This is a genomic window from Microbacterium sp. ET2 (genome assembly GCF_030347395.1).
GTDB lineage: Bacteria > Actinomycetota > Actinomycetes > Actinomycetales > Microbacteriaceae > Microbacterium > Microbacterium albipurpureum.
In genome coordinates this window covers 190,872-214,867 of the sequence record NZ_CP128170.1, presented here as the reverse complement: position 1 = coordinate 214,867, position 23,996 = coordinate 190,872, and the positions used below count along the sequence as shown (strand labels likewise).

The following is a 23,996-nucleotide window of genomic DNA, read 5'->3' as shown; positions in this document are numbered from 1 at the left end:
ACATCGTCATAGCCGACGCGAACATCCGACCCTCAGTGTGGACCTGTTCACCACACGGACGAGACGACGATGGCACGCATTCCCGAACCTGAGCAGACCTTGCAAGGCCCCGCTTACGAGGGGCGCCTGCTCGCCCGGCCTGAGGACGAGGTGGTCGACCAGGGGGCGATGGCTCCAACGGCGTGAACGTCCTCGAGCACTCGGGCATCGTCCGAAGCGATATCCGGTCAAGCCTGGACGGTGGCATGACCGTCGACGGCGTGCGCCTCACGTTCACTTTCACGATCACCGACATCGCCGCCGGGGGTGTCCCGTTCGCCGGCGTGGCCGTGTATCTGTGGCAATGCGATGCGGCAGGCCTGTATTCGATGTACTCCGAGGGGGTCGAGGACGAGACGTACCTTCGCGGCATCCAGATCGCCGACGAGAACGGCGAGGTGACGTTCCAGACCATCGTGCCGGGATGTTACAGCGGACGTTGGCCGCACCTGCACTGCGAGGTGTATCCGGATCCCGCGTCGGCGACGTCTGCCGATAACGTCATCGCGACCTCCCAGGTGGCCTTCCCCGCGTCGATGTTCGAGGATGTCTACGGGCTCGACACCTATCCCGGATCGGCGGGGAACCTCGCCGCGATCGGCGGAATCGCCTCCGACAACGTCTTCGATGACGGCGCCGATCTGCAGATGGGCACGTTCAGTGGCAGTGCCGGGTCGGGGTACATGGGATCGCTCGCGGTGGCCGTCGACATCACGACGGTCCCGAGTGCCTCCGCAGCTCCGGGCGGCGGGGGAGGTCCGCGTCTCTGAGCCGCCGACGGCATCGACCCCTGACTCACTGTGGGACTCATCAGGTCTCGTGCGTAGCAGTTCGGCGATCCACCAGGCGAGCGGTGCGACGACGACGACGAGGACGATCTCGCCGATGTCCAATGGACGCAGTGCCCAGAGCCGGAGGATCGCCGACAGGGCGATGACGATCCGCACGAGGACGCGTTGCCGATCCATCCACCCCGTCAGCGTTTCCCACCGCAGATCCTGTTCCGCGCCACGCGTGCGGATCCAGGTGTTGCCCCGGGCGATGACGTTCCGCGTTGCCGCCGCGCCACGCCAGCGCCCCCGAAGGCTCGAGGACGGCCCGCCCACCAGGCATGGGGTCGTCAGATCGCCTCGAACCACACCGTGGTCTCTCCCGGGAGCAGGTCACCCTCGAGCGACCCGGAGGACAGCACGGGCGTGACGTCTTTCGGCGCGGGGAAGGGTTCGGTGCCGAAGTTGGTGATCACGGTCCATCCGTTGGGGCGTCGGAAGTGCAGCACGTCGTCGCGCCCGGTTTCGACCCATTCCAGGCTCTCGGCGGTCTGCAGGCGCCGGCGCGCGGCAAGCGCATCGCGGTAGAGGGTGAGCGTCGACGACGGGTCATCCGTCTGCTGCGACGCGGCCGACGCCGCGAACCACGCCGGCTGCGGGAGATGCGGAGAGCCGCCGCCGAACCCGAAGGACGGCTCGTCGGCCGACCAGGGGAGCGGCACGCGGCATCCGTCCCGGCCGATGTCCTCACCTGGGCTGCGGAAGAAGGTGGGGTCTTGTCTGTGGGAATCCGGAATCTCTGCCACCTCGTGCAGACCCAGCTCCTCTCCCTGGTAGATGTAGGCGGAGCCGGGAAGTCCGAGGACGAAGAGGATCGCGGCGCGTGCCCGGCGAAGCCCTCGGTCGCGGTCGAGCTCGGGCGTGCGGCCGCCGGAGAGCAGCCATTCGTTGCCGTGCTTTCGCACCGGTCGACCGTTCTCTCCGCGTTCGGCGTCGGGGAGGCCGTAGCGCGTCGCGTGCCGGACGACGTCGTGATTGGAGAGCACCCAGGTGGTCGACGAGCCCGACTCCGCCGCCAGCAGCAGGTTCGAGCCGACGATACGGCTGAACTGCCCCGCGTCGAAGTCGGCCTCGAGCAGATCGAAGTTGAACGCCTGGCCGAGGCTCTCCGCGCGGGCATAGAGCGGGATGCGTGCGGGGTCGACCCAGGCCTCGGCGACGGCAGTGCGGGGTGGATCGTACGAGTCGAAGACCGCGCGCCACTCGGCGTAGACCTCGTGCACGTCGTCGCGGTCGATGAGAGGGTGGTGACCGTCGCGGGGGAGGGCCTCGAGCTCTGTCCGAGAGGGCAGCGGCTCGGTGAGGTCCTTCGTCAGCATGTGAGCGACGTCGATGCGGAAACCGTCGACGCCGCGGTCCGCCCAGAAGCGAAGGGTGCGCACGAAGTCGGCGCGTACGTCGGGGTTGTCCCAGTTCAGGTCGGGCTGCTCCACGGCGAAGTTGTGGAAGTACCACTGGCCGTCTGCGACGCGCTCCCAGGCCGGCCCACCGAAGACCGAGACCCAGTCGGTCGGCGGTTCGGAACCGTCGGGGCCTGTGCCGTCGCGGAAGATGTAGCGGTCTCGCGCCGCCGACCCGCGGCCCGTAGCGAGGGCCTCCTGGAACCAGGCGTGCTGGTCGGAGGTGTGATTGGGAACGATGTCCACGACGATGCGGATGCCCACAGCGTGAAGGGCGTCGACGAGACGGTCGAAGTCGTCGAGGGTGCCCAGCCGTGGGTCGACGTCGCGGTAGTCGGCGACGTCATACCCGCCGTCGGCCAGTTCCGACGGATAGAACGGGCTCAACCAGATCGCGTCGACACCGAGATCACGCAGGTGGCCGACCCGGGAGAGGATGCCGCGCAGATCGCCGATGCCATCGCCGTCGGCGTCGGCGAAGCTGCGGGGGTAGACCTGGTACACCACGGCCTGACGCCACCATTCCGGCAGCGCGATCTCGTGCGGGTCGGCGGTCTGAACGGCGGGGAAGCCGGCGGATGTCACGGGAACGGGTTTCCTTTCAGGTGGTCGATACGGGGGAGCGGGCGGATCAGCCCTTGACCGCGCCCTGCGTGACGCCCGCCATGACCCAGCGCTGCGTGAACAGGTAGGCGATGATCGCCGGGGCCATGGCCATGAGGTAGGACGCGAAGGCGACGTTGTAGTTGTTGCTGAACTGACTCTGGAAGAGGTTCTGCCGCACCGGAAGGGTTTGCAGGTTCGGGTCGGAGATGATCAGCGAAGGCATCATGAAGTCGTTCCACGCGTAGAGGAACGCGAAGATGCCTACCGTGGCGCTCATAGGGGCCAGGAGCGGGAAGATGAGCTTCCAGAACGTCTGCCAGGTGCTGGCACCGTCGATGCGGGCGCTCTCCTCGAGTTCGTAGGGGATGGATCGCAGGAAGGCGGTGAACAGCAGCACGCTGAAGCTCAACTGGAACATCGTGGCCAGGAGGACCACGCCCAGAGGATTGTCCAGGCCCACCCGACCGGTCAGCTGGATCTGCGGGAGCGCCACCACGGGGAACGGGATGAACATCGCCGCGAGCAGGTAGAAGAACGAGTAGCGGAACAGCCGTCGGTCCCAGTTGCGGACGATCGCGTACGAGGCGAAGGCGGCGAGGATGATGGTGAGGATCACCGTTCCGGCGGTGACGAACAGCGACACCGCCGCTCCCACCGGGAAGCGGGTGAGGGTCCAGGCTTGGACGAAGCCGTCGAAGCTGAACGGTGCCGGCAGGGAGAAGGCGTTGCCGTCGACGGCCTGCCCCGACGTCTTCAGCGACATCGAGATCGTGACGTACAGCGGCAGCAGCACGGTGACCGCGCAGAGGATGAGGATCACCGTCGTCGACCAGTTGACGCGCTCCTGGCCGACGCGGCCCCGTGCTCTGGCCTTCGGTCGGTCCTCGGCGGACCGGGTCCTTCGATTCTCGCGGTCGGCGATGAGCTCGCCCTCGGCGGTCTCGGCGGACAGGGCGGGTTGCGTGGTCATCGGAAGACCTTCCTTCCGCGGGTGAGGGAGAGTTGGAGGATGGAGATGAGCACGGCGACGATGAAGAAGATCGTCGCGTTCGCCATCTGGTAGGCGTAGTCACCGCTGTTGAAGCCGAAGATGATGCTCATCGCGATGCTTCGGGTCGCCGTTCCCGGCCCGCCGTTGGTAAGGCCCACGATCACGTCGTAGGCGTTGAGGAAGTTCTTGAATCCGAGGATCACGTTGATGACGACGTAGCCCGCGACCAGCGGCACCGTGATGCGCAGGAGCTGCTGGCGCTTGTTGGCGCCGTCGATGTCGGCTGCTTCGTACACGTCTCCCGGAACCGACAGAAGCCCTGCGATGTAGATGAGGAGCGTGCCCGGGATCGCCTGCCAGGCGGTCACCACGACGATCGCGACCCAGGCGAGGTCGGGATTGGCCAGCAGGCTCTCCTGCAGCCATCCGATCCCCGTGGCCTGCCCGAGCGAGGGCACGGAGTTGGAGAACAGGAAGTTGAAGACGTACGCGATGATGATGCCCGAGATCACCATCGGGATGACGAAGATCGTGCGAAGCCCGGTGCGGAATCGGATGCGGGAGGTCAGCCCCACCGCCAGCAGGAACGCCACGATGTTGACGACGATGACCGTCGCCGTGGCGAACCCGAAGGTGAAGAGGTAGCTCTGCAGAATGGCCGGGTCGCTGAAGAGCGCGATGTAGTTGGTCAGGCCGATGAAGTTCCACGAGCCGATGCCGATGGAGTCCGTGAAGCTGAAGAAGATCCCGACGATCCCCGGCACCGTGATCGCGAGGGTGAAGAGCACCAGGCTCGGAAGGAGGAACAGATAGTAGATGGGTTCCACGCGCCGCCGGGAGCGGCGGCTCGCCGCCGATCCTGCGACGATCGTCTCGGTGGCGGTCATCGCGTGGCCTCGCCCTGCGCGTCGGTCTCGCTCGAGGGAAGGGGCGAGCGGAAGGCCAGTCGGGCCCAGTCGGTGTCCATCGTGCGCAGTGTCGCCTCGGTGTCGGCGCCGAGGGCCAGGGCCTGGGCGTAGCTGAAGACGGGGATGGTCTTGGGAACGAGAACCGAGGGTCCCTGATAGAACCTGCCTTCGTCGTAGTAGGCCGTCATCCCCTCCACTCGCGGATCACTGGGCGGGGGTGCCCCCTCGGTCGGAGCGAATCCGAGCTGCGACTCGTTGTAGGCCTCGATGTTCTCGGGCTGGAAGAGGAACTCCAGGAAGTCCCGCGCGGCGTCCTGATGCCCGGACTCCTCGGGGATCATCGCGGCGAGGTCGGTGTTGACACGGACCTTGAGATCGGCGGGGTCATCGGTCATCGGCAGCGGGAAGGTTCCGAGGTCGAGATCGGGATCGGTCTTGGCGATCTCCGCGAGGGCCCACGGCCCCTGCAGATACATCGCCGCCTCCCCGCGCGCGAAGGCCAGGTTGCCGTCGTTGTAGGCCCGGGAGTCGGCGTCGGCGTTGGTGTACGCCGTGAGGTCGGCCATTCTGTCCAGAGGCTCGGCGAACTGGTCCTGGAACGACACCGCCGACCCTTCGCCGACATCCGCGCCCTCCTCTGCGAGCTGGTTGAAGAAGTCGACGACGTCGATCGAACCGCCGACGGCGTAGTCGTACCAGCCCTGGGCGACCGTCCAGTCATCCTTGAAGGTGGCGTAGAACGGAGTCACGCCTGCTCCTTCCAGCGCGTCGCAGACGGCAATGAGCTCCTCCCACGTCTGGGGGACCTCCAGACCGTTCTCCTCGAAGATCGCACGGTTGTAGATGACCGACGACGCCATGACCGAGTAGGGGAGGGCGCTGGTCCGACCCTCGCACGATCCGTACTGCGCCATCAGCACGTCGAGGTCGTCTCGCACGGTCGATGCCGCCTGCGTGTCGGAGAGATCCGAGAGAGCGCACCGGTCGACGAAGCGGGCGACTTCGTAGTTGTAGTTGGCGAGCATGATGTCGGGTGGGTTGCCGCGGACGAAGCTGGCGGAGACCACGTCCACGCCCGAGGTGTCCATCTCCACCCGAACCTGGTCCTGAGAGCCGTTGTAGTCGGACACCAGCTGGTTCATGAAGTCGAGGGCTTCCCTCTTGCTGAAGGTGAAGCGGATGGTCTCGCGGCCGTCCGCGGAGCACCCGGCGAGAAGGGCGCCGGCGAGGGCGAGGAGGGAGATCGTCGCGGCAGCGCGACGAGCAGGGTTTTCAGGAGGCACGTCATCGTCCTTCGTCAGAGTTTGTCACTCACTTGTTTGCCGCAGTAAATTTATGCCGCGAATCAAGTTCCTGCCATCCATAATGCAAAGGAACACACGAAAGGTCAACCCCTTGCCATACCCGGGCGCCGTCCCCCTTCCGCCACGGCGAGCGAGCCTCCTCGGCGTCATCGGATACGCCTGGGACGCAGAGGTCTTCACCGCCACGGACGTGATGGAGAGCGTCGCGGTGACGCGATCGACGGCGATCGATGTCATCGACGAGCTGGTCGCCCGCGGGCTCATCGTCGAGCTTCCCAACGCGCGCGCCGTCGGAGATTACCGGAAGGGCCGTCCCGCCCGTCGGTTCGCCCTTCGTCAGGATGCCGCGTTCGTCGTGGGACTCGACGCCGGGCGGGGACATCTGACCGCGACGGTGTCGGACCTGCGCGGGACGACCCGCGCGGTCGAGCGCCTCACCGTGGACGCCGACGACGACGCGCCCGACGCCAGGCGTCGCGCCGCTGTGCATGCCGTGGATCGCGCGCTCGAGAACGCCGGCGTGGCCCGAGCGGAGATCGCGGCGATGGGTGTGGGACTTCCGGCGCCCGTCGACGCACAGGGGGATTCTCCGACCGACCGGGCCGAGTTCTGGACGCGGATGAACCCTGGATTCGCGCGACTGTTCCGCGAGTGGGTCCCCATGATGAAGGTCGCAAACGACGCGTCGTTGGCGTCGGTCGCCGAGCGGACGCTCGGCGCGGCGCGCGGCTGCGATGACTTCGTGGTCCTCCTCGCGGGAGAACGGCTGGGCGCCGGTGTCTGGGTGGACGGGCGGCTGCTCACGGGTGCGCACGGCGGCGCGGGCGAGATGGTGGCGTTCGATCATGTCCGTGGCGTCGACAGTGCCTGGGGGTTCGGGCACCGGGCGGTCGAGCTCGCGCGCGAAGCGATCGCCACGGGTGCGCTTCCGGCTTCGAGCCCCTTGCACCGGATCGCGCCCGCCGACGTCGAGGGCAAGGATGTCTTCGCCGCCGCCGCTCAGGGCGACCCCGGTGCCCGGCGGATCACCGACGACATCGGCGGATCGCTCGCGGTGATCGCCGGTGTCTTCGGGAGCCTGTTCGACACCCGGCTGCTGATCGTCTCCGGCGCCGTCGCCGACGGGGCGGCGCCGCTGATCGAGGCGGCCCGGGCCGCCGTGGCCGACACGCTGCACCTCCCCGCGCCCGAGATCGTCGCCTCTGCGCTCGGTGCCGACATCGTCTCGCTCGGAGCCGTGTGCGCCGCGGTGCAGGAGGCGCGAAGCGGCATCCTGGATCTCCCGCGGTTCGCCCTGCCCGGGTGATCACGCCGTCGGCGCAGCCGTCAGGGTTCGACGTTCCAGATGTCCTCCATGGCGACGCGTCTGCCGAGCACGCGCTCTGCCGCACGATGGCCGGAGCACATCGCCGCGGTGACGGTGGCGGGATCGTCCGTCCAGGTCGCCTCACCGGCGAGGTGGAGCACGCCGCCCACCGGGGTGGCGAGGTCGTCGTGATCGCTTGTGACGGAGCCTACGGTCATGTACGCGTAGGACCCGTGGCTGAAGGAGTCGCCCTGCCAATCGGTGACCTCCACGTCCACCGGGTCGGGCGCCCCGGGGAAGAGTCTCCGAAGCTGCGCCATGACCGATGCGGTGACCTCACCACGAGTCCAGGAGCGGATCTCCTGCGCCGTGGGCCCGGCGGCGAACGTGAGGAGCGTCGGTTCCTCGTGCAGCAGCGTGAGGTCGTACCACGAGTGCCACCGGCGGCCCTCGGACCCCTGCTGCCGTACCGCGTAGACGCGGTCGTCCCAGAACCGCTCCGTGAATCGCAGGAACACCTTCTCGAATGCGTTCATCCGCAGCCGCGCGAGGGGCTCCGCGACGACCGGCGGAAGGGGCGGGTCGAAGGTGAAGGACGCGGACTGCAGCACACCCACGGGGACGGTGACCACCGCCGCCGCGGCCGTCACGGTCCCGAGGTCGCTCGTCACGTCGACTCTCGACGCGTGCCAGGAGACTCGTGTGACGACGTGACCGAGTCTCACGTCCAGACCCTCGGCGAGGTGAGTGGGAAGGCGGTCGTATCCGTCGGGGAACACCACCTCATCGCCCTCGACCTGGTCGTCGTCCAGGCCGTGGGCGGCGAGATCCTCGATCCACGCGCCGTACTGCTCCTCCGTCCGATGCTCGACGAACTCCTTCACTCGAAGCGCGCGCTCGGGACCCCACGCCTGATCGGCGATGGCACGCTCCGTCACGTCGCGGTACGACTCCTCGGGCCCCGATCGGGCGATGACATCCAGAAGCCGCTGATCCACGGTGCGCACGTCCGCCGCGAACGCTGCTGCCGCATCGTCCGGCAGCCGGGTCCCGTCGGGAGCGTGGTACGCGATCGGACGCCCATCGGGTTGGAAGCTGCCGACGGTGAACTCCATCATCGGCATGCCGAACGCCCGGGCGGCGTCAGCGACGGGAGAATCGGTGATCCCGTGGATCCAGGACGCCCCGAGGTCGGTGACCCGCCCACCGGTGCGGGCGGTGTGCACCCGGCCGCCGACGCGGTCGCGGGCCTCGAGCACGATGACGCGCTGACCGGCAGCACGGAGGAGTCTGGCGGCGGTCAGCCCGGCGACTCCTGCGCCCACCACGATCGTGTCCACGTGCTCCATCGCCGCCTCCTGTCCGCGATAAACGGCGCCTGCTCGGACACTATCGCGGCAGGGGGGAACCGTCGAAGGCTCGCGGGACGTCCCGGGGGTCGGATCTTCGAGGCTTCCGGCCGCTGGCAGCCCAGGCGCGCGCACGGGTGCGGATCTCGGGGGCCTGAAGCGGCTCGGCAGTGAAGTAGTGACCCGCGTAGCGCAGGGCCACCGCCGTCTTCCAATCCTCTGTGGCCAAGGCACCGAGCACCCGCGACTTCGGCGCGGCGGGCCGCTCGAGACCGTGGAGCATGGCGCCCGGGAAGACACCGTCGCTGCGGACGACCGAATCGAAGACGAAGTCGAGAGTCGGGCGGAACGCTTCCTGGATGCGAGCCGCGAGCCCCGTGGCATCCGTCGCCTCGAGCAGGATGTCACGCATCGTCCTCGCCTCGACCGCGGCCACCGACATCCCCTGACCGTAGATGGGATTCAGGGCGAGCACGGCATCGCCGAGGGCCACGAAGCCTCCGGGGTGCACGGGCATGTCCTCGAATCGGCGTCGACGCGAGGCGCGTATGCGGAACGGTTTGGGATCCCCCAGGAACTCCGCCCGGCGGGCAGCCTCGGCGACCACCGGTGATCTGACCGCCTCGAGGTCCGCGATGAGCTGCTCGCGGGTCGCAGGGGGCGCGCTGTCCGACTGCGAGAGCGCGACGATCTGGTGAAGCCCGTTGTCGCAGGGGAGGAGGACAGCCCCGCGGGGACTGTCGGGCAGTGGTGGGATCAGGTAGCCCTGGATGTCGTCGCGAAGTGTCCCGCCGGGGAGGCGAACGACGGCGGTCGCGTAGCTCACCGCGTTGACGATCTCCTGCTCGGGCGGCGGCACGAACCCCAGCTCCGCCAGCCAGTCCGATGCATGCGATGTGCGGCCCGATGCATCCACGACGAGGTCGGATTCCAGATGCGGTCGGCCGATGCCCTTCAGTATGATGCCGCCGACCGCCCCCTCCGCGGTCGGGTGCAGGCCCACGACCTGACCCTCCACGATGCGCACCTGCGGGATCTCGGCGACCTTGCGGCGGAGGGCGTCTTCGAGGACCACGCGGCGAATGCCGTAGATCCACGCCTCACTGGGTCCGCGCGCGGCCCACCCCTGCGAGCTGAGGCTCGCGATTCCCCGCGGAGAGTCGTACCACGCGGCGCCGGCCCGCAGGAACTCACCCGCGACACCGGGGACGAGGTCTTCGAACGACTCCTGACCGATCGCGAGGATCGCATGCATCTGCTCGTCCTGGGGAACACCGCGCCGATGGAGGGGTGCGTCGGGAAGTCTGTCGCGCTCGATCACGGTGACGCTGCCGTACCGACGCGACAGGGCCGCGGCGGAGAGAAGACCGCCGATACCTGCGCCGATGACGATGGCGTGGTCGAAACCCATGCGTTCCATACCTCCCGAATCGCCGAGCCGGGCGTTGAGGAAACCGTAGCGCGGCTGGGGGCGCCCTGGGCGCGATGGGGACCAAGTCGGTCGATAGCGTGGGCGTGTGCAGACCGTCGGAGTGGACCTCGCAGCCGCACCACAGGGCACCGCGATGGCGGTCATCGACTGGCGTGACGAGGTCGCCGAGGTGACCGGACTCGTGGTCGGGATCGACGATCCCGACATCGTGGCGGCCGCCCGCGGTGCGGCGTCCGTAGGCATCGACTGCGCGCTGGGCTGGCCGATCGACTTCGTCGAGTTCGTCACCCGGCACGCGCGGGGAGAACCACCGTGCGGGCCCGATTCCGGTCTGGAATGGCGACGCCGTCTGGCCTATCGATACACCGATCGCGTCGTGCGTGAGCGAACGGGGCGGTGGCCCCTCAGCGTCGCCACCGATCGCCTCGGCCTGACCGCGATGCGGTGCGCCGAGCTCGCCGCGCTGTTCGCCGCGTCGGGTGTTGCCGTCGACCGGTCGGGAGCGGGAGTGCTCGTCGAGGTCTATCCTGCGGCCGCTCTGCGCCTGTGGGGGATCGCCGTTCCGTCCTACAAGGTCGATCCCGTGGCCCGGCGAGCGGCCGTCGCGGCGCTGACCGCTGCCGCGCCATGGCTGCGCATCCCGCGTGCGGTCGAGACGGACATGCTGCGGTCTGCCGACGCATTCGACGCCGTCGTGGCAGCGCTGAATGCTCGTGCACACGCGATCGGCGCCACGATCCCCGTGCCTCCGGCCGCGGCACATCTCGCCCGCGTGGAGGGATGGATCGCCCTTCCCGGGTCATCGCTCACAGAGCTGCTCGACGCGCGCGGAACACCCGGCGATCGAGACGGCCGGTAGGGCATGCTCGAAGGGTTCCCGGACGAGGAGGAAACCGTGCCCGATCCCCGCAGAGAGCCCACCCGTGTCGGCCCGCTGCAGTTCGCACCGGCCGACGCACCGGAGCGTTGGCGTTTGACGACGACGCGCGCTGAGGCGGAGGCGTGCGAGGCGACGTGGGGGGAGTGGGTGCGCTTCGCGCAGCGGGTACTGAGGCTCGACGCCCTCTCGCGCGATCTCGAGGAGCGGGGCGACGCCTGGGATCGCGGCTTCGCCGCAGGCCAGACCGCCGCCTCGGACGAGGATGACCAGTCCCGCCCCGAAAATCCCTACCGCTGACGGTCGGCCGGGCGCTGGGCGCCGCCCTCGACCGCGACGATCCGGTGGTCGTCGTCGTGAGTGAGCTCGGATGCGAGGAATCCGGTGTCGGTGGGCAGAACGAGGTCGAATCGGGCGAAGGCGCCGACGGAGAGGGCGCCCCGCCGAAGCGTGAGATCCAGGACGTGGCCGCCGGCGTGGCGATCGGCAGCGAGGAAGTGGACGTGCAGTCCCGCAACGGCGATGCCCTGATAGATCGACGGCGCCCAGAACCCCACGAGAGTCCCCTCCACCTCCGTCAGCACGGTTTCGACCTGCTCGTCCGCAACCTGCGCGAGCGGGCGGAGCGGGAAGTGCTCGCGCCGCGTCGCCCGGACGCGGATGGTTCGGAAGACGCCCTCGACGCGGACGGAGTGGAACAGATTGCGGCTGACCGTCGTGGCCTCGACGAGTGACGTGAGGGCCGCGAGGTCCGCGGCACCCGTGGACACGGGAATCACGGACGGCTCGTGGCAGACGTCGGCGAAGGGGAGGATGTCGGCGCCGGTCATGCGGTGGGGTGGCCCGTCGACCGTGCACGCGTACGCCGTCCCGTCCACGATGACGACCTCGCCTCCCAGGCGATCGCAGCATCCGATGCCGAAGTCGCCGTGCTGGAGCGCCTCCTCCACCGGCATCCCCGACTCGTACGCGCCCGCCAGAAGAGCGTCGAGCACCGCGAACTGGGTCACGGCGCCCGCGGAGATAGGACCGGGACCGCTCATCCCCATTCGATGAGGAGGATGCTCTGCTTGGTGTCGGCGATCTTCACCGTTCCCGCTTCGAAGAAATAGGTGATGCCGTATCCGTTCTCGTCGGTGGCGACGGCCGTCTCAGCCGGCTCGGTGACGTACACACCCGCCGGATCGGCCTCGACCGTCCATCCCTCCGCCTCGAGGCGCTCGCGCGCCTCGTCTGCGGTCGCCTCATCGATCGGGGCCCAGCCGTAGATGTGGAGCTGGTCGCTGGCAGGCCCGTCGAAGTTCGCCCACACGCATTCGATGCCCCCCGGGACCTCCTCGCCGGTGATGGTGAACGGTGAGGCCTGGGCGCTCCAGCCGACGCTGTCGTAGTCGGCGACCGTAGTCTCCGGGATGATCGTCTCGCAGGTCGGGTCGGCAGCGGCCGCAGGTTCCTCCGTGGGCGCCGCCGAGGGCTCGGCTACGGGAGAGGAAGCCGCCGGCGACGGGGCCCCGGAGGGCTCGGCATCGGCGGTCTCTCCCGCGCAGGCGGTGAGAGCGAGCAGCGCGACGGCGAACGCGCCGCCGACGAAGAGGCGCCGAAGGGCAGAGGTCATCGATCGGTCTCCGGGGTGGGGGAGTGGAGCAGGTCGAGGAAGGTCTGGTGGAGCCGACCGTTGGTGGCCAGCGATGATCCGGTGGTCAGCGTCTGCGTGCCGGCGAAATCGGTGAACCGTCCGCCGGCCTCGTGGATGATGGGCACGAGCGCTGCGACGTCGTACTCCTTCACGCCGAACTCGGCGACGAACTCCACGCGTCCCTCCGCCAGGAGCATGTACGGCCAGGCGTCGCCGTAGCCCCGATCACGCCAGACCGATGCCGTCAGCCTCTCGAGGGCACCCAGCTGGCCGGCCTCCCGCCACTGGCCGATGCTCTGGAAGCTCACGCTGGCTTCGGCGAGGGAGTCCACGGCTGACACCGCGAGGCGTCGAGGGCTGCCGTCAGCTGCGTGCGTCCAGGCGCCGAGGCCGCTCGCCCCCCACCAGCGGCGAGCGATCGCAGGCTGGCTGACGACGCCGACGCGCGGCACGCCGTCGACCGTCAGAGCGATGAGCGTCGACCACATCGGAATGCCCCGTAGGTAGTTCGCCGTGCCGTCGATGGGGTCGATCACCCAGCGTCGAGCGCCCGCGCCCGAGGAGCCGAACTCTTCGCCGAACACGTCGTCCCCCGGCCGCTCGGCCGCGAGGACCCTGCGGATCGCCTCCTCGGTGGCGAGGTCGGCTTCGGTGACTTCACTGGCGTCCGCCTTGGTGCGCACGTCGAGATCGGCGGCGTCGAACCGGGCCATCGACACCGCATCGGCGACGTCGGCCAAGCGCAGGGCGAGGGCCAGATCCTCGGTCAGGTCCCCGTCGTGAGGGGTCTCGAAAACGCTATCCGCAGGCGGCAGGGTCACACGACCAAGGATATGCGGCGGACGGGGCCCGATTTCACCGTGTCGACATCGTGATGGTAATGTTGACCCTCGGTTCGCGGGTCGTCATCGTCGCGGCCGGCTTCGCGCCTCTAGCTCAATCGGCAGAGCAACTGACTCTTAATCAGTGGGTTCAGGGTTCAAGTCCCTGGGGGCGCACCACCTCACCGAACGCCCCGGTACGCCGGGGCGTTTCGTGTGTACCTCCCCGTCGACGTCCTACGCTGAGGTCGGGTGCCGTTCGAGCCGGCGCCGGCGAGCGAAGGAGCCGGGATGACAGACAGCGACCTGCACGGAAAGCGCGCCGTCGTCACCGGCGGCGCAAGCGGCATCGGGCTGGCCTGCGTGAAGGAGTTGCGTCGCCGCGGTGCACACGTCATCGTCGCCGATCACCACGTCTACCAGACCGAGGCGGTGGCCGAGGAGCTGGGAGCCGAGCCATGGGTGGTCGATCTGGCCGACACCGCCGCTCTGGAGGACGTCCGGCTGGACGTCGACATCCTGGTCAACAACGTCGGGATGCAGCGGGTCAACCCGATCGTCGATTTTCTGCCGGAGGACTTCCGGCACATCCAGCGGCTCATGGTCGAGTGTCCGTTCCTGCTCATCCGGGCGGCACTGCCCGGCATGTCCCGGCGAGGATGGGGACGCATCGTCAACATCTCCAGCGTCCACGGTCTGCGAGCGAGCGCATTCAAGTCGGCCTACGTCACGGCCAAGCACGGACTCGAGGGCCTGTCGAAGGTCACGGCGCTCGAGGGCGCCCGCTCCGGCGTGACGAGCAACTGCGTCAGTCCCGCCTACGTTCGAACGCCCTTGGTCGAGCGGCAGATCGCCGACCAGGCTCGCCTGCACGGCATCGGCGAAGACGAGGTGGTCGAGAAGATCATGCTCACCGAGACGGCGGTCAAGCGCCTCATCGAGCCCGAGGAGGTCGCCTCCCTCGTGGGGTGGCTGGTCGGCGACAGCGCGGGCATGGTCACGGGGGCCTCCTACATGATGGACGGCGGCTGGACCGCGCGATGAACGCGCATCGCTACCTCGCGCGCGACGTCGCCGTTCCAGGGGGCGCTCTCCGAATCGGGGTGTGGGAACCTTCCGGACCCGTGCGCGGAGAGATCCTCGCCGTTCACGGTGTGACCTCGTCCCACCGCGTGTGGGCGCACACCGTCGACAGGCTGCCCGGGATCCGGGTGGTCGCACCCGACCTGCGCGGCCGAGGCCGCAGCACGGCGGACCGTCCCGCCGGCATGGCCCGTCACGCCGATGACCTCGCCCTCGTGGTCTCCGAGACCCTCGGGACGGCGCCCGTCGTCGTCGGCCATTCGATGGGCGGCTTCGTGTCGGTGGTGCTCGCCCACCGGCATCCGGATCTTCTCGATCGTCTGCTCCTGGTCGACGGCGGCCTGCCCCTGCGTGCACCGGAAGGGCTCTCGCCGGAGGAGACGGTCGCCGCGATCCTCGGACCGACGGCCACGCGTCTTCGCATGAAGTTCGCCGATGAGGCCGATTACCTTCGCTTCTGGCGGGAGCACCCGGCCTTCTCATCTCCGTGGACGCCCGAGCTCGAGGATTACTTTCGGTACGACCTCGTCGCGGCGGAAGACGGCGCACTACGACCGTCGACCAGCGAAGCCGTCACGATCGACGACACCGTCGATCTCACCACCGGGTCGGCCCTGCGCGCCGCCCTGGACGCGCTGCGTCACCCGACCCGGCTTCTCACCGTTCCACGCGGCCTCCGAGACGAGGAACCGGGGCTCTACCCGCCCGACCATCTCTCGGCGCTCCTCCTCGCACGACCCGCTATCTCCCACCGGCGTGTCGCGGGCTTCAACCACTATTCGATCCTGCTGACCCCCGAGGGTGGTGCCGTCGTGGCCGACGAGGTCGTCGGCGCCCTGCAGGCCCCGTGACGGGCAGGCGCCGATCACGCCACGCAGAGGTTCTCCGTCGCGCGGACGAGGGCGGTCTCGACGGCCGGCTCCAGCTGCCCGTCGAGTTCGTCCCGAACCTCGGCGAGCACGGAAGCGCACCCGGGTGCGTCTCGATACGGTTCGAGCCCGGCGAGGGCGCCGATGAGTGCGGGTGTGAGGCGATCGAGGATCGGTCGCACCTCGGCGGCGAGGTCGGGTCCCTGGGTCGGGGCGGGGGATACCCCGACGCGCCAGTCGTCGAGAAGCGCGAACTGGACGTCCTTATTCGCCGTGATCTGATCGGCGAACACCTCGCGGACCCAGGACGTATCGACGTCCTGCCGTTCGGCCTCCGTCTGCGCAGCCTCGAGAACGCTCTGCTCTCGATCCCTGTCCGTGACGAGCTGGCCGCCGACTTCCTTCGCGGCTGCCACCGCCGGTGCGGTGGCGAGTCGCTCTGAGATCAGAGAGAGGACCTCTCGCAGTTCGGCTGCGATGACCTCGTCTGTGACGGGCGACGCCGTCGTGCTGATCGCGGCCTCGGGTGTCCGCGATGCGCAGCCGGCGCACCACAGCACCGCGATGACGCAGACCAGAGCGAGGGACCGGCGCCACGGGGCGCCGACAGGGGAGGAGGGCATGAGCACAGGGTAGGGCGCGAGGGATGCTCTCGGGGTGGTCGGCTCATCGCCCGGTCGCGGCGATGCGCGCGGTGAGTTGGTGGGCGTGGGCGAGGAGGGTCTTGCCGAGATCGGCGAGCCGGTCGGGCGAGAAGCGGAACTGCACGCCGGTCAGGCTCAGCGCCCACTGCGGATGACCGTCGCGGGCGAAGACGGCGGCGCCGAGTCCCCAGCTCCCTTCGACGATGAGTCCCGGGTTGACGGCATAGCCGCGCTCCTGCGTCTCGCGGATGCGGGTGCGAAGCCGCGCTGGTGCGTGGGACGCCCCCCACCGATCGGCGAGATCCGGATGGCGATCGAGGTAGGCGTCCACATCGTGGCTGGGAAGGAACGACAGGATGGCCAGGCCCGCCGATGCGACTCCCAGAGGGAAGCGCACCCCCTCGGACAGCACGAAGGAACGGATGGGGAAGCTCCCCTCCTCGCGGAGCAGACACACCGTCTCGTCCCCGCGTCGCACGGACAGGAAGGCACTCTCCTCGGTCCGGACAGCCAGGGAGCGCACAATGTCCCTCGCGAGATCGGTGATGTCGTACCGAGCGGCCGCCACCGTTCCCATCAGGTAGAGCTCTGGACCGGGAAGCCATCTGCCGAGGCGCTCGTCGAAGTCCACCAGTCCCTCGTGCCGCAGCGCCTGGAGGATGCGATGCGCGGTCGGCCGGGTCAGGCCGGCGTGCGCGGCGAGGTCTCTCATCGAGGCCCCCTCGCCCCCGGCGGCGGTGACGATCCGCAGCAGGCGGGCCGCGCGCCCGATCGCCTGCGTACCGGGAACGCTCTGGCGTTCGGCGCTGTCCATGATGTGGACGGTACGCGCCGGATCATCCACATCGCAAGCACCGGGTGGTCCTGCGATCTTCTCGCGGCGAGGATGGAAGGAGCAGACCGACGAACCCCGGGGAGTGCGCGTGATCGATAAGACCTTCGCTTCGGCAGCCGCTGCCGTAGCCGACGTCCCCGACGGTGCGAGCCTCGCGGTCGGCGGGTTCGGCCTCTCCGGCAACCCCATCGCCCTCATCGAAGCGATCCTCGCGCAGGGGACGACGGATCTGAGCGTCGTGAGCAACAACTGCGGTGTCGACGACTGGGGTCTCGGTGTGCTGCTCCAGGCCCGCCGCATCCGCAAGATGACTTCGTCGTACGTGGGGGAGAACAAGGAGTTCGAGCGTCAGTTCCTCTCCGGGGAGCTCGAGCTCGAACTCACCCCGCAGGGGACGCTCGCCGAGAAGCTGCGGGCGGGCGGCTCGGGCATCGCGGCCTTCTTCACGCAGACCGGTGTGGGGACTCAGGTGGCCGAGGGGGGTCTGCCCCGCCGATACCACCCGGACGGCTCGATCGCGGTGGCTTCGCCCCCGAAGGATGTCAGGGTCTTCGACGTGCACGGCTCTCCTCGCGAGTTCGTGCTGGAGGAGGCCATCGTCACCGACTTCGCCCTGGTGCACGCGCGGAAGGGGGATCGTGCAGGCAATCTCGTGTTCAACAAGGCCGCGCGCAACTTCAACCCTCTCGCCGCCATGGCCGGCAGGGTCTGCATCGCCCAGGTCGAAGAACTCGTCGAGCCGGGGGAGCTCGATCCCGACCAGATCCATCTTCCCGGAATCTTCGTCCATCGCATCATCGAGGTCGGCACCGGGATCGAGAAGCGTATCGAGAAGCGCACGGTCGCGGCATCCGACGAGCGGGAAGGGCGCTGACATGGCACTGACCAGGATCCAGATGGCGGCGCGTGCGGCGCAAGAGCTGCGCGACGGCGCATACGTCAACCTCGGCATAGGTCTGCCGACCCTCGTGCCGAACCACCTCCCGGCGGGAGTGAAGGTCGTCCTGCAGTCCGAGAACGGGATCCTGGGTGTCGGACCCTATCCGCCCGATGCGGATGTCGACCCCGATCTGATCAACGCCGGCAAAGAGACGGTCACGGTCCTTCCCGGGTCGGCATTCTTCGATTCAGCGACCAGTTTCGGCATGATCCGCGGCGGCAAGATCGACGCCGCGATCCTGGGGGCGATGCAGGTCTCGCGCCACGGTGACCTGGCGAATTGGATGATTCCCGGCAAGATGGTGAAGGGCCCGGGTGGCGCCATGGACCTGGTCCACGGCGCCGCGAAGGTCATCGTCCTCATGGAGCACGTGGCCAAGGACGGTTCGCCCAAGATCGTGCTCGAGTGCACGCTGCCGTTGACCGGGCGCGGAGTCGTGGATCGCATCATCACCGATCTCGCGGTCATCGATGTCACCTCCGAGGGCCTCGTTCTGGCCGAGCTGGCCCCGGGTGTGAGCGTGGATGAGGTGCGGTCCCAGACCGAGCCCCCGCTCATCGTTTCGAAGAACCTCGAGGAGCACGCATGAACCACGATGATGTCGTCATCGTCGCTGCAGCACGTACGGCCCAGGGACGGCTGAAGGGTCAGCTCTCCCCACTTACCGCGGTGCAGCTCGGGAGCGCGGCGATCGCCGGCGCGCTCGCGCGGTCAGGGGTCGCCGCCGACGCCGTCGACGCGGTCCTCGTCGGCCAGGTGCTCGCCGCAGGGGCGGGCCAGAATCCGGCCCGGCAGGCGGCGATCGGAGCGGGGATCCCCTGGCAGGTCCATGCGGGAAGCGTCAACAAGGTCTGCCTGTCGGGCCTGACGGCTGTCATCGATGCGGCCCGCATGATCCGCCTGGGCGATGCGCGCGTCGTGGTCGCCGCGGGGATGGAGTCGATGACGCGTGCGCCGCACCTGCTGATGAATTCCCGCGACGGGTACGCGTACGGGTCGGTCGAGGTTCTCGATCACATGGCCTTCGACGGCCTGACGGACGCGTACGACGCGGAGAGCATGGGCGCCTCCACCGAGCGCCACAACGGTGCGCTCGGGATCACCCGCGAGATTCAGGATGCCGTCGCGGCGCGGTCGCATCAGCGCGCGGCCGCGGCCCAGCGCGCGGGGATCTTCGACGCGGAGATCGTGCCCGTCGAGGTGCCGCAGCGCAGAGGCGCGCCCGTCGTGGTGTCGGCGGACGAGGGGATCCGGCCCGACACCACCGTCGAGACCCTTGCCGCCCTCCGCCCCGCTTTCGCGAAAGACGGCACGATCACCGCCGGCAACTCCTCACAGATCTCCGACGGCGCCTCCGCGGTCATCCTCACCTCACGCTCGCACGCGGATGAGAACGCATGGCCGGTGCTGGCGGTGGTCGGCGCCGCAGGACAGGTTGCCGGGCCCGACAACTCGCTGCACTCTCAGCCGTCGCGCGCGATCGCGCAGGCGTGCGACAGGCAGGGGATCGAGCCGGTTGATCTCGACCTGGTCGAGATCAACGAGGCCTTCGGCGCTGTCGTGGCGCGGTCGCAGCAGGAGCTGGGCCTGGACGATGAGGTCGTCAACCCGCACGGCGGTGGCATCGCCATCGGTCACCCGATCGGCGCTTCAGGCAACCGGCTGGTCGTCCATGCGGTGCACGAGCTGGTCCGCCGGGGGAGCGGGACCGCCGCCGTCGGGCTGTGCGGTGGCGGTGGTCAGGGAGATGCCCTGATCCTCACGCGCTGAGATCTGGGCCCCCCCGGCGTGCCGGGGTCACCGTCCGCGGCGTGCGCGCTTCTTCATGAGCTTGTCCTCGCGCCCGCTCACCGGGGAGTCGAGGTCGATGTTCTTCCCGCGCGCCGCCCGCCGCGTATCGATGATCGCTCCGATCGCAAGCGCGAGGCTGATGCCCCAGCTGACCCACGCGAGGGCCATGCGCCACGTGAAGGCTTCACCGCTGCGCAGCCCGCGCAGGAGCGCGAGGCCGCCGGTGATGGCGCTGATGATGCCGGAACCGAACAGGTAGGAGCGCATGCCTCCACGCTATCGCGACCACCTGCCACAACCCGGGCCTTGACACAACCCCGGCCCGCTCCGACGGCGCCTCACGAGACCGACCGATAGCCTGGTGACAAGCCGTCCGCCTCGTGAGGAGTCCGTGTGTCTGAAGCCCCGCTGGTCGTCGTCGCGAACAGGCTCCCGGTCGATCGGGACGCCGATGGCGGGTGGCGGCAGTCCCCGGGGGGCCTCGTGACCGCCCTGGAACCCGTGATGCGCCGCACCCGCGGCGCCTGGGTCGGATGGGCGGGCAAGCCCGGCCTCGACATCGAGCCGTTCGACTTCGACGGCACCCACCTCCACCCGGTGCGCCTGGACGCCGACGAGGTGGAGAACTACTACGAGGGCTTCTCGAACGATACGATCTGGCCGCTCTATCACGACGTCATCTCCGCTCCCCGGTACCGGCGCGTGTGGTGGGATGCCTACGTCTCCGTGAACGAGCGCTTCGCCGACGCGGCGGCCGAGGTCGCCGCCGAGAACGCCACGGTGTGGGTGCAGGACTATCAGCTGCAGCTCGTGCCGCAGCTGCTCCGGCAGAAGCGCCCCGACCTGACGATCGGGTACTTCCACCACATTCCGTTCCCCGCATACGGCCTGTTCGCCCAGCTCCCGTGGCGGCGACAGGTGCTCGAGGGACTCCTCGGCGCCGACGTCATCGGCTTCCAGCGTGTGCAGGATGCCGGCAACTTCGCCCGCGCGGTGCGGCGTCAGCTGCGTTTCGACACGAAAGCCACGGGGATCACGGTCCCGCTTCAAGACGGCGGGGAGCGGCTCGCGCTGGCACGCGCCTTCCCCATCTCGATCGACGCGGAGTCGTACATCGAGATGGCCCGGCGGCCCGAGATCCAGGCCCGGGCCGCCGAGATCCGCGCGAGCCTGGGAAATCCCAAGAAGATCCTGCTCGGTGTCGACAGGCTCGACTACACCAAAGGCATCCGTCACCGGCTGAAGGCGTTCGGCGAGCTGCTCGAGGACGGAAGGGTGAGCGTCGAGGACGTGACGCTCGTCCAGGTCGCCAGCCCCAGCCGCGAGCGGGTGGAGGCCTACGTTCAGCTGCGCGACGAGATCGAACTGACCGTGGGTCGCATCAACGGCGATCACGACACCATGGACCACACCGCGATCCGCTACCTTCATCAGTCCTTTCCACGCGAGGAGATGGTGGCGCTGTATCTGGCGTCCGACGTGATGCTCGTGACCGCCCTCCGCGACGGGATGAACCTCGTGGCCAAGGAGTACGTCGCCAGTCGCGTCGACAACCGCGGTGTGCTCGTGCTCAGCGAATTCGCCGGCGCGGCCGACGAGCTCGGCAGTGCCATCCGCATCAATCCGCACGACATCGACGGGCTGAAGGACGCCATCGTCCGCGCGATCGAGATGCCCGGGGCCGACCAGGGCCGGCGCATGCGGGCACTGCGCAAACGGGTGCTCGAGCACGACGTCGAGGATTGGTCCCGTGAGTTCCTCGATGCCCTCACCGACGTCTCGCGCCGGCGGGCGGCACGATGAGCGCATCGCACGCCGACACCTCCCGGGCAGGCGAGGAGATCGACCGCCTCGCGGCCACGCCGCGTCTCCTCGTCGCGCTCGACTTCGACGGCACACTGGCGCCCCTGCTGGATGAACCGATGGACGCGCGGATGACGGATGACGCCCGCGAGGCTGTTCTGGCGCTGACCGCCGCCCCCGAGACCATCGTCGCGTTCGTTTCGGGCCGGAGCCTGCACGATCTGCGGGTCATCGGCGAGCACGAGGACGACTCGCCGATCCTTCTCGCCGGTTCTCACGGCGCCGAGTTCTGGAGCCCGGGCGGCGGTGCGGCGGCAACCCCCGACGACGCCGGCGACAAAGAGCTCCGCGACCGGCTCCGCGCCGAGGCCGAGGGGATCACCGCCGACCTCGACGGCGTGTGGGTCGAGCCGAAGACCTTCGGCTTCGCCGTGCACAGCAGACTCGCGACACCCGGCGACGCCGACCGCGCGCGCGACACCATCGACGGCATGGTCGTCCACGAGGCTCCCCACTGGCGCCGTCGCACGGGCCACAACATCGTCGAGTACGCCTTCCGGCATGAGGGGAAGGACACCGCCGTCGCGGCGCTTCGCGAGCGGACCGGGGCGACCGCGGTGCTGTTCGCAGGCGATGACGTCACCGACGAGGACGCACTGCGCAGCCTCGGCGAGGGCGATCTGGGCGTCCACGTCGGCGCCGGCGAGACCGCCGCGACGATCAGCGTGCCCGACATCCCAGCGCTCGCCCGCCTCCTGCGCGGCCTCGCGGAACGGCGGGTCGCGGGACGGGAATAGACTGCGAGCATGGTGCGCTCCGACATCCCCGATCCCTCCGCCGTCGACATCAAGCCACGCAGTCGCGTCGTCACAGACGGGATCGAGGCCACCACGTCGCGCGGCATGCTTCGCGGCGTGGGAATGGGCGACGAGGACTGGGACAAGCCCCAGATCGGCATCGCGTCGAGCTGGAACGAGATCACCCCGTGCAACCTCAGTCTCGACCGGCTCGCGCAGGGCGCGAAGGAAGGCGTCCACGCCGGCGGGGGATACCCGTTGCAGTTCGGAACCATCTCCGTGTCCGACGGCATCTCGATGGGCCACGAGGGCATGCACTTCTCTCTGGTCTCACGCGAGGTGATCGCCGACTCGGTTGAAACGGTCATGATGGCCGAGCGCCTCGACGGCTCGGTGCTCCTCGCCGGATGCGACAAGTCGATCCCCGGGATGCTGATGGCCTCCGCGCGTCTCGACCTCTCCAGCGTCTTCCTGTACGCCGGCTCGATCGCGCCCGGGTGGGTCAAGCTCTCGGACGGCACCGAGAAGGAGATCACGATCATCGACTCCTTCGAGGGCGTGGGCGCGTGCCTGGCGGGACGGATGTCGGAGGCCGACCTCAAGCGCATCGAGTGCGCATTCGCCCCGGGAGAAGGTGCCTGCGGCGGCATGTACACCGCCAACACGATGGCCTCGGTGGCCGAGGCCTTGGGGCTCAGCCTGCCGGGCTCGGCCGCGCCGCCGTCGGCCGACCGTCGTCGCGATTACTTCGCGCGCCGTTCGGGTGAGGCCGTGGTGAACCTTCTGCAGCAGGGCATCACCACGCGCGACATCCTCACCAAGGAGGCCTTCGAGAACGCGATCGCCCTCGCGATGGCGCTCGGCGGATCCACGAACGTCGTGCTCCACCTCCTCGCCATCGCCAACGAGGCTGAGATCGAGTTGAGTCTCCACGACTTCAACCGCATCGGCGACAAGGTCCCGCACGTGGCGGACATGAAGCCGTTCGGCAAGTACGTGATGAACGACGTCGATCGTCACGGCGGCATCCCCGTCGTGATGAAGGCGATGCTCGAGGAGGGGCTGCTCCACGGCGATGCCCTGACCGTCACCGGGAAGACCCTCGCTGAGAACCTTCGCGACCTCGATCCCGACCCGGTCGACGGCGACGTCATCCATCGCTTCGACGACCCGATCCACGCCACGGGCGGCATCACGATCCTCCACGGCTCCTTCGCCCCGCAGGGCGCCGTCGTCAAGACCGCCGGCTTCGACGCCGCCGTCTTCGAGGGGCCGGCGCGGGTCTTCGAACGCGAGCGCGCTGCGATGGACGCTCTCGAGGCCGGACGGATCTCCGCCGGCGACGTCGTCGTCATCCGCTACGAGGGCCCGAAGGGTGGCCCGGGAATGCGCGAGATGCTCGCGATCACCGCCGCCATCAAGGGGGCAGGCCTCGGAAAAGATGTACTACTCTTGACGGACGGTCGATTCTCCGGCGGCACAACCGGCCTGTGCATCGGCCACATAGCACCCGAAGCGGTGGACGCAGGTCCCATCGCCTTCGTGCGCGATGGTGATCTGATACGGGTCGATATCGCGGCTCGCACTCTCGACCTACTCGTCGATGACGCAGAGCTGAGCTCCCGCCGTGAGGGCTGGGAGCCCCTTCCCCCGCGCTATACCCGTGGCGTTCTGGCCAAGTACTCGCGACTCGTGCGCTCCGCAGCGGAGGGCGCGGTCACCGGTTAGGCCCGCT

Annotated in this window: 24 protein-coding genes and 1 tRNA gene; 13 read left to right on the top strand and 12 right to left on the bottom strand. The window is 68.9% G+C overall.

Annotated features, from left to right (window positions below; genetic code table 11):
* The first annotated feature begins 245 nt into the window (after positions 1–245).
* A complete protein-coding gene (locus tag QSU92_RS01030; RefSeq protein ID WP_333783433.1) occupies positions 246–809 on the top strand; it encodes a dioxygenase family protein in 564 nt (187 codons plus the stop codon).
* A gap of 350 nt (positions 810–1,159) precedes the next feature.
* Here the strand turns inward: QSU92_RS01030 and QSU92_RS01025 are convergent, their stop codons facing one another.
* The 4 genes from QSU92_RS01025 to QSU92_RS01010 are packed head-to-tail and all read right to left on the bottom strand — an operon-like array spanning position 1,160 to position 6,057.
* Positions 1,160–2,854, bottom strand: coding sequence for a glycoside hydrolase family 13 protein (locus QSU92_RS01025; RefSeq protein ID WP_289264300.1), 1,695 nt, complete (start codon positions 2,852–2,854; stop codon positions 1,160–1,162).
* A 46-nt stretch (positions 2,855–2,900) separates the two neighbouring features.
* The gene (locus tag QSU92_RS01020) at positions 2,901–3,845 is read right to left on the bottom strand and encodes a carbohydrate ABC transporter permease (protein WP_289264298.1); all 945 of its coding nucleotides are present in this window, start codon (positions 3,843–3,845) and stop codon (positions 2,901–2,903) included.
* A complete protein-coding gene (locus tag QSU92_RS01015; RefSeq protein ID WP_289264296.1) occupies positions 3,842–4,753 on the bottom strand; it encodes a carbohydrate ABC transporter permease in 912 nt (303 codons plus the stop codon). The genes QSU92_RS01020 and QSU92_RS01015 overlap by 4 nt, the downstream gene beginning before the upstream one ends.
* Positions 4,750–6,057: an ABC transporter substrate-binding protein gene (locus QSU92_RS01010; RefSeq protein ID WP_289264294.1), complete on the bottom strand. Its 1,308-nt coding sequence runs from the start codon at positions 6,055–6,057 to the stop codon at positions 4,750–4,752. Before QSU92_RS01010 ends, QSU92_RS01015 begins: the two co-directional genes overlap by 4 nt.
* A gap of 112 nt (positions 6,058–6,169) precedes the next feature.
* Here QSU92_RS01010 and QSU92_RS01005 point away from each other — a divergent pair, with 112 nt between their 5' ends.
* Entirely contained in the window at positions 6,170–7,384 is a 1,215-nt protein-coding gene (locus tag QSU92_RS01005; protein WP_289264292.1) for an ROK family protein, read from the top strand.
* Between the two features lie 20 nt (positions 7,385–7,404).
* On the opposite strand, the gene QSU92_RS01000 is transcribed toward QSU92_RS01005, so the two are convergent.
* Both QSU92_RS01000 and QSU92_RS00995 read right to left on the bottom strand, forming a co-directional pair.
* Complete coding sequence (locus tag QSU92_RS01000; RefSeq protein WP_289264288.1) at positions 7,405–8,733, bottom strand: flavin monoamine oxidase family protein; 1,329 nt, start codon at positions 8,731–8,733, stop codon at positions 7,405–7,407.
* 40 nt (positions 8,734–8,773) lie between these two features.
* The gene (locus tag QSU92_RS00995) at positions 8,774–10,144 is read right to left on the bottom strand and encodes an FAD-dependent monooxygenase (protein ID WP_289264285.1); all 1,371 of its coding nucleotides are present in this window, start codon (positions 10,142–10,144) and stop codon (positions 8,774–8,776) included.
* Between the two features lie 106 nt (positions 10,145–10,250).
* Between QSU92_RS00995 and QSU92_RS00990 the strand changes: the two genes are divergently transcribed.
* Positions 10,251–11,024 carry a DUF429 domain-containing protein gene (locus tag QSU92_RS00990; RefSeq protein WP_289264283.1) on the top strand — a complete coding sequence of 258 codons (774 nt, stop codon included), beginning with the start codon at positions 10,251–10,253 and terminating at the stop codon, positions 11,022–11,024.
* Between the two features lie 36 nt (positions 11,025–11,060).
* On the top strand, positions 11,061–11,342 hold the full coding sequence (locus QSU92_RS00985; protein WP_289264281.1) for a hypothetical protein: 282 nt from the start codon (positions 11,061–11,063) through the stop codon (positions 11,340–11,342).
* On the opposite strand, the gene QSU92_RS00980 is transcribed toward QSU92_RS00985, so the two are convergent.
* Genes QSU92_RS00980 through QSU92_RS00970 form a run of 3 tightly spaced genes read right to left on the bottom strand, consistent with a single transcriptional unit; the run spans position 11,333 to position 13,499 of the window.
* Positions 11,333–12,052, bottom strand: a complete 720-nt coding sequence (locus tag QSU92_RS00980; protein WP_289264279.1) for an acetolactate decarboxylase — start codon at positions 12,050–12,052, stop codon at positions 11,333–11,335. The genes QSU92_RS00985 and QSU92_RS00980 overlap by 10 nt on opposite strands.
* Before the next feature lie 29 nt (positions 12,053–12,081).
* Complete coding sequence (locus tag QSU92_RS00975) at positions 12,082–12,657, bottom strand: hypothetical protein (protein WP_289264277.1); 576 nt, start codon at positions 12,655–12,657, stop codon at positions 12,082–12,084.
* Positions 12,654–13,499, bottom strand: coding sequence for an inositol monophosphatase family protein (locus QSU92_RS00970; RefSeq protein WP_289264275.1), 846 nt, complete (start codon positions 13,497–13,499; stop codon positions 12,654–12,656). Before QSU92_RS00970 ends, QSU92_RS00975 begins: the two co-directional genes overlap by 4 nt.
* A gap of 104 nt (positions 13,500–13,603) precedes the next feature.
* Between QSU92_RS00970 and QSU92_RS00965 the strand changes: the two genes are divergently transcribed.
* The 3 genes from QSU92_RS00965 (at position 13,604) to QSU92_RS00955 (ending at position 15,433) form a co-directional block, all read left to right on the top strand.
* A tRNA-Lys gene (locus tag QSU92_RS00965) sits at positions 13,604–13,679 on the top strand.
* A 111-nt stretch (positions 13,680–13,790) separates the two neighbouring features.
* Positions 13,791–14,543: a 3-hydroxybutyrate dehydrogenase gene (locus QSU92_RS00960; RefSeq protein WP_289264273.1), complete on the top strand. Its 753-nt coding sequence runs from the start codon at positions 13,791–13,793 to the stop codon at positions 14,541–14,543.
* Positions 14,540–15,433: an alpha/beta hydrolase gene (locus tag QSU92_RS00955; RefSeq protein ID WP_289264272.1), complete on the top strand. Its 894-nt coding sequence runs from the start codon at positions 14,540–14,542 to the stop codon at positions 15,431–15,433. Before QSU92_RS00960 ends, QSU92_RS00955 begins: the two co-directional genes overlap by 4 nt.
* A gap of 14 nt (positions 15,434–15,447) precedes the next feature.
* On the opposite strand, the gene aroQ is transcribed toward QSU92_RS00955, so the two are convergent.
* Both aroQ and QSU92_RS00945 read right to left on the bottom strand, forming a co-directional pair.
* Positions 15,448–16,074, bottom strand: coding sequence for a gamma subclass chorismate mutase AroQ (gene aroQ / locus QSU92_RS00950; protein WP_289264269.1), 627 nt, complete (start codon positions 16,072–16,074; stop codon positions 15,448–15,450).
* Between the two features lie 43 nt (positions 16,075–16,117).
* Positions 16,118–16,849, bottom strand: coding sequence for an IclR family transcriptional regulator (locus QSU92_RS00945; RefSeq protein WP_422880450.1), 732 nt, complete (start codon positions 16,847–16,849; stop codon positions 16,118–16,120).
* 169 nt (positions 16,850–17,018) lie between these two features.
* Here QSU92_RS00945 and QSU92_RS00940 point away from each other — a divergent pair, with 169 nt between their 5' ends.
* From QSU92_RS00940 to QSU92_RS00930, 3 genes are read left to right on the top strand one after another with little or no spacing between them, the layout of a single operon-like run.
* Positions 17,019–17,804, top strand: a complete 786-nt coding sequence (locus QSU92_RS00940; protein ID WP_289264265.1) for a CoA transferase subunit A — start codon at positions 17,019–17,021, stop codon at positions 17,802–17,804.
* A gap of 1 nt (position 17,805) precedes the next feature.
* Positions 17,806–18,459 (top strand): CoA transferase subunit B, encoded by a 654-nt coding sequence (locus QSU92_RS00935; RefSeq protein WP_289264263.1) that lies wholly within the window; start codon positions 17,806–17,808, stop codon positions 18,457–18,459.
* Positions 18,456–19,640 carry an acetyl-CoA C-acetyltransferase gene (locus QSU92_RS00930; RefSeq protein ID WP_289264261.1) on the top strand — a complete coding sequence of 395 codons (1,185 nt, stop codon included), beginning with the start codon at positions 18,456–18,458 and terminating at the stop codon, positions 19,638–19,640. Before QSU92_RS00935 ends, QSU92_RS00930 begins: the two co-directional genes overlap by 4 nt.
* A 27-nt stretch (positions 19,641–19,667) precedes the next feature.
* Here QSU92_RS00930 and QSU92_RS00925 read toward each other — a convergent pair whose 3' ends face one another.
* The gene (locus tag QSU92_RS00925) at positions 19,668–19,928 is read right to left on the bottom strand and encodes a hypothetical protein (protein WP_289264258.1); all 261 of its coding nucleotides are present in this window, start codon (positions 19,926–19,928) and stop codon (positions 19,668–19,670) included.
* A 126-nt stretch (positions 19,929–20,054) separates the two neighbouring features.
* On the opposite strand from QSU92_RS00925, the gene QSU92_RS00920 reads away from it, so the two are divergent.
* From QSU92_RS00920 to ilvD, 3 genes are read left to right on the top strand one after another with little or no spacing between them, the layout of a single operon-like run.
* Complete coding sequence (locus tag QSU92_RS00920) at positions 20,055–21,464, top strand: alpha,alpha-trehalose-phosphate synthase (UDP-forming) (RefSeq protein WP_289264256.1); 1,410 nt, start codon at positions 20,055–20,057, stop codon at positions 21,462–21,464.
* On the top strand, positions 21,461–22,261 hold the full coding sequence (otsB, locus tag QSU92_RS00915; RefSeq protein WP_289264254.1) for a trehalose-phosphatase: 801 nt from the start codon (positions 21,461–21,463) through the stop codon (positions 22,259–22,261). Before QSU92_RS00920 ends, otsB begins: the two co-directional genes overlap by 4 nt.
* 9 nt (positions 22,262–22,270) lie before the next feature.
* Positions 22,271–23,989: a dihydroxy-acid dehydratase gene (gene ilvD / locus QSU92_RS00910; protein ID WP_289264252.1), complete on the top strand. Its 1,719-nt coding sequence runs from the start codon at positions 22,271–22,273 to the stop codon at positions 23,987–23,989.
* The last annotated feature ends 7 nt before the right edge of the window (positions 23,990–23,996 follow it).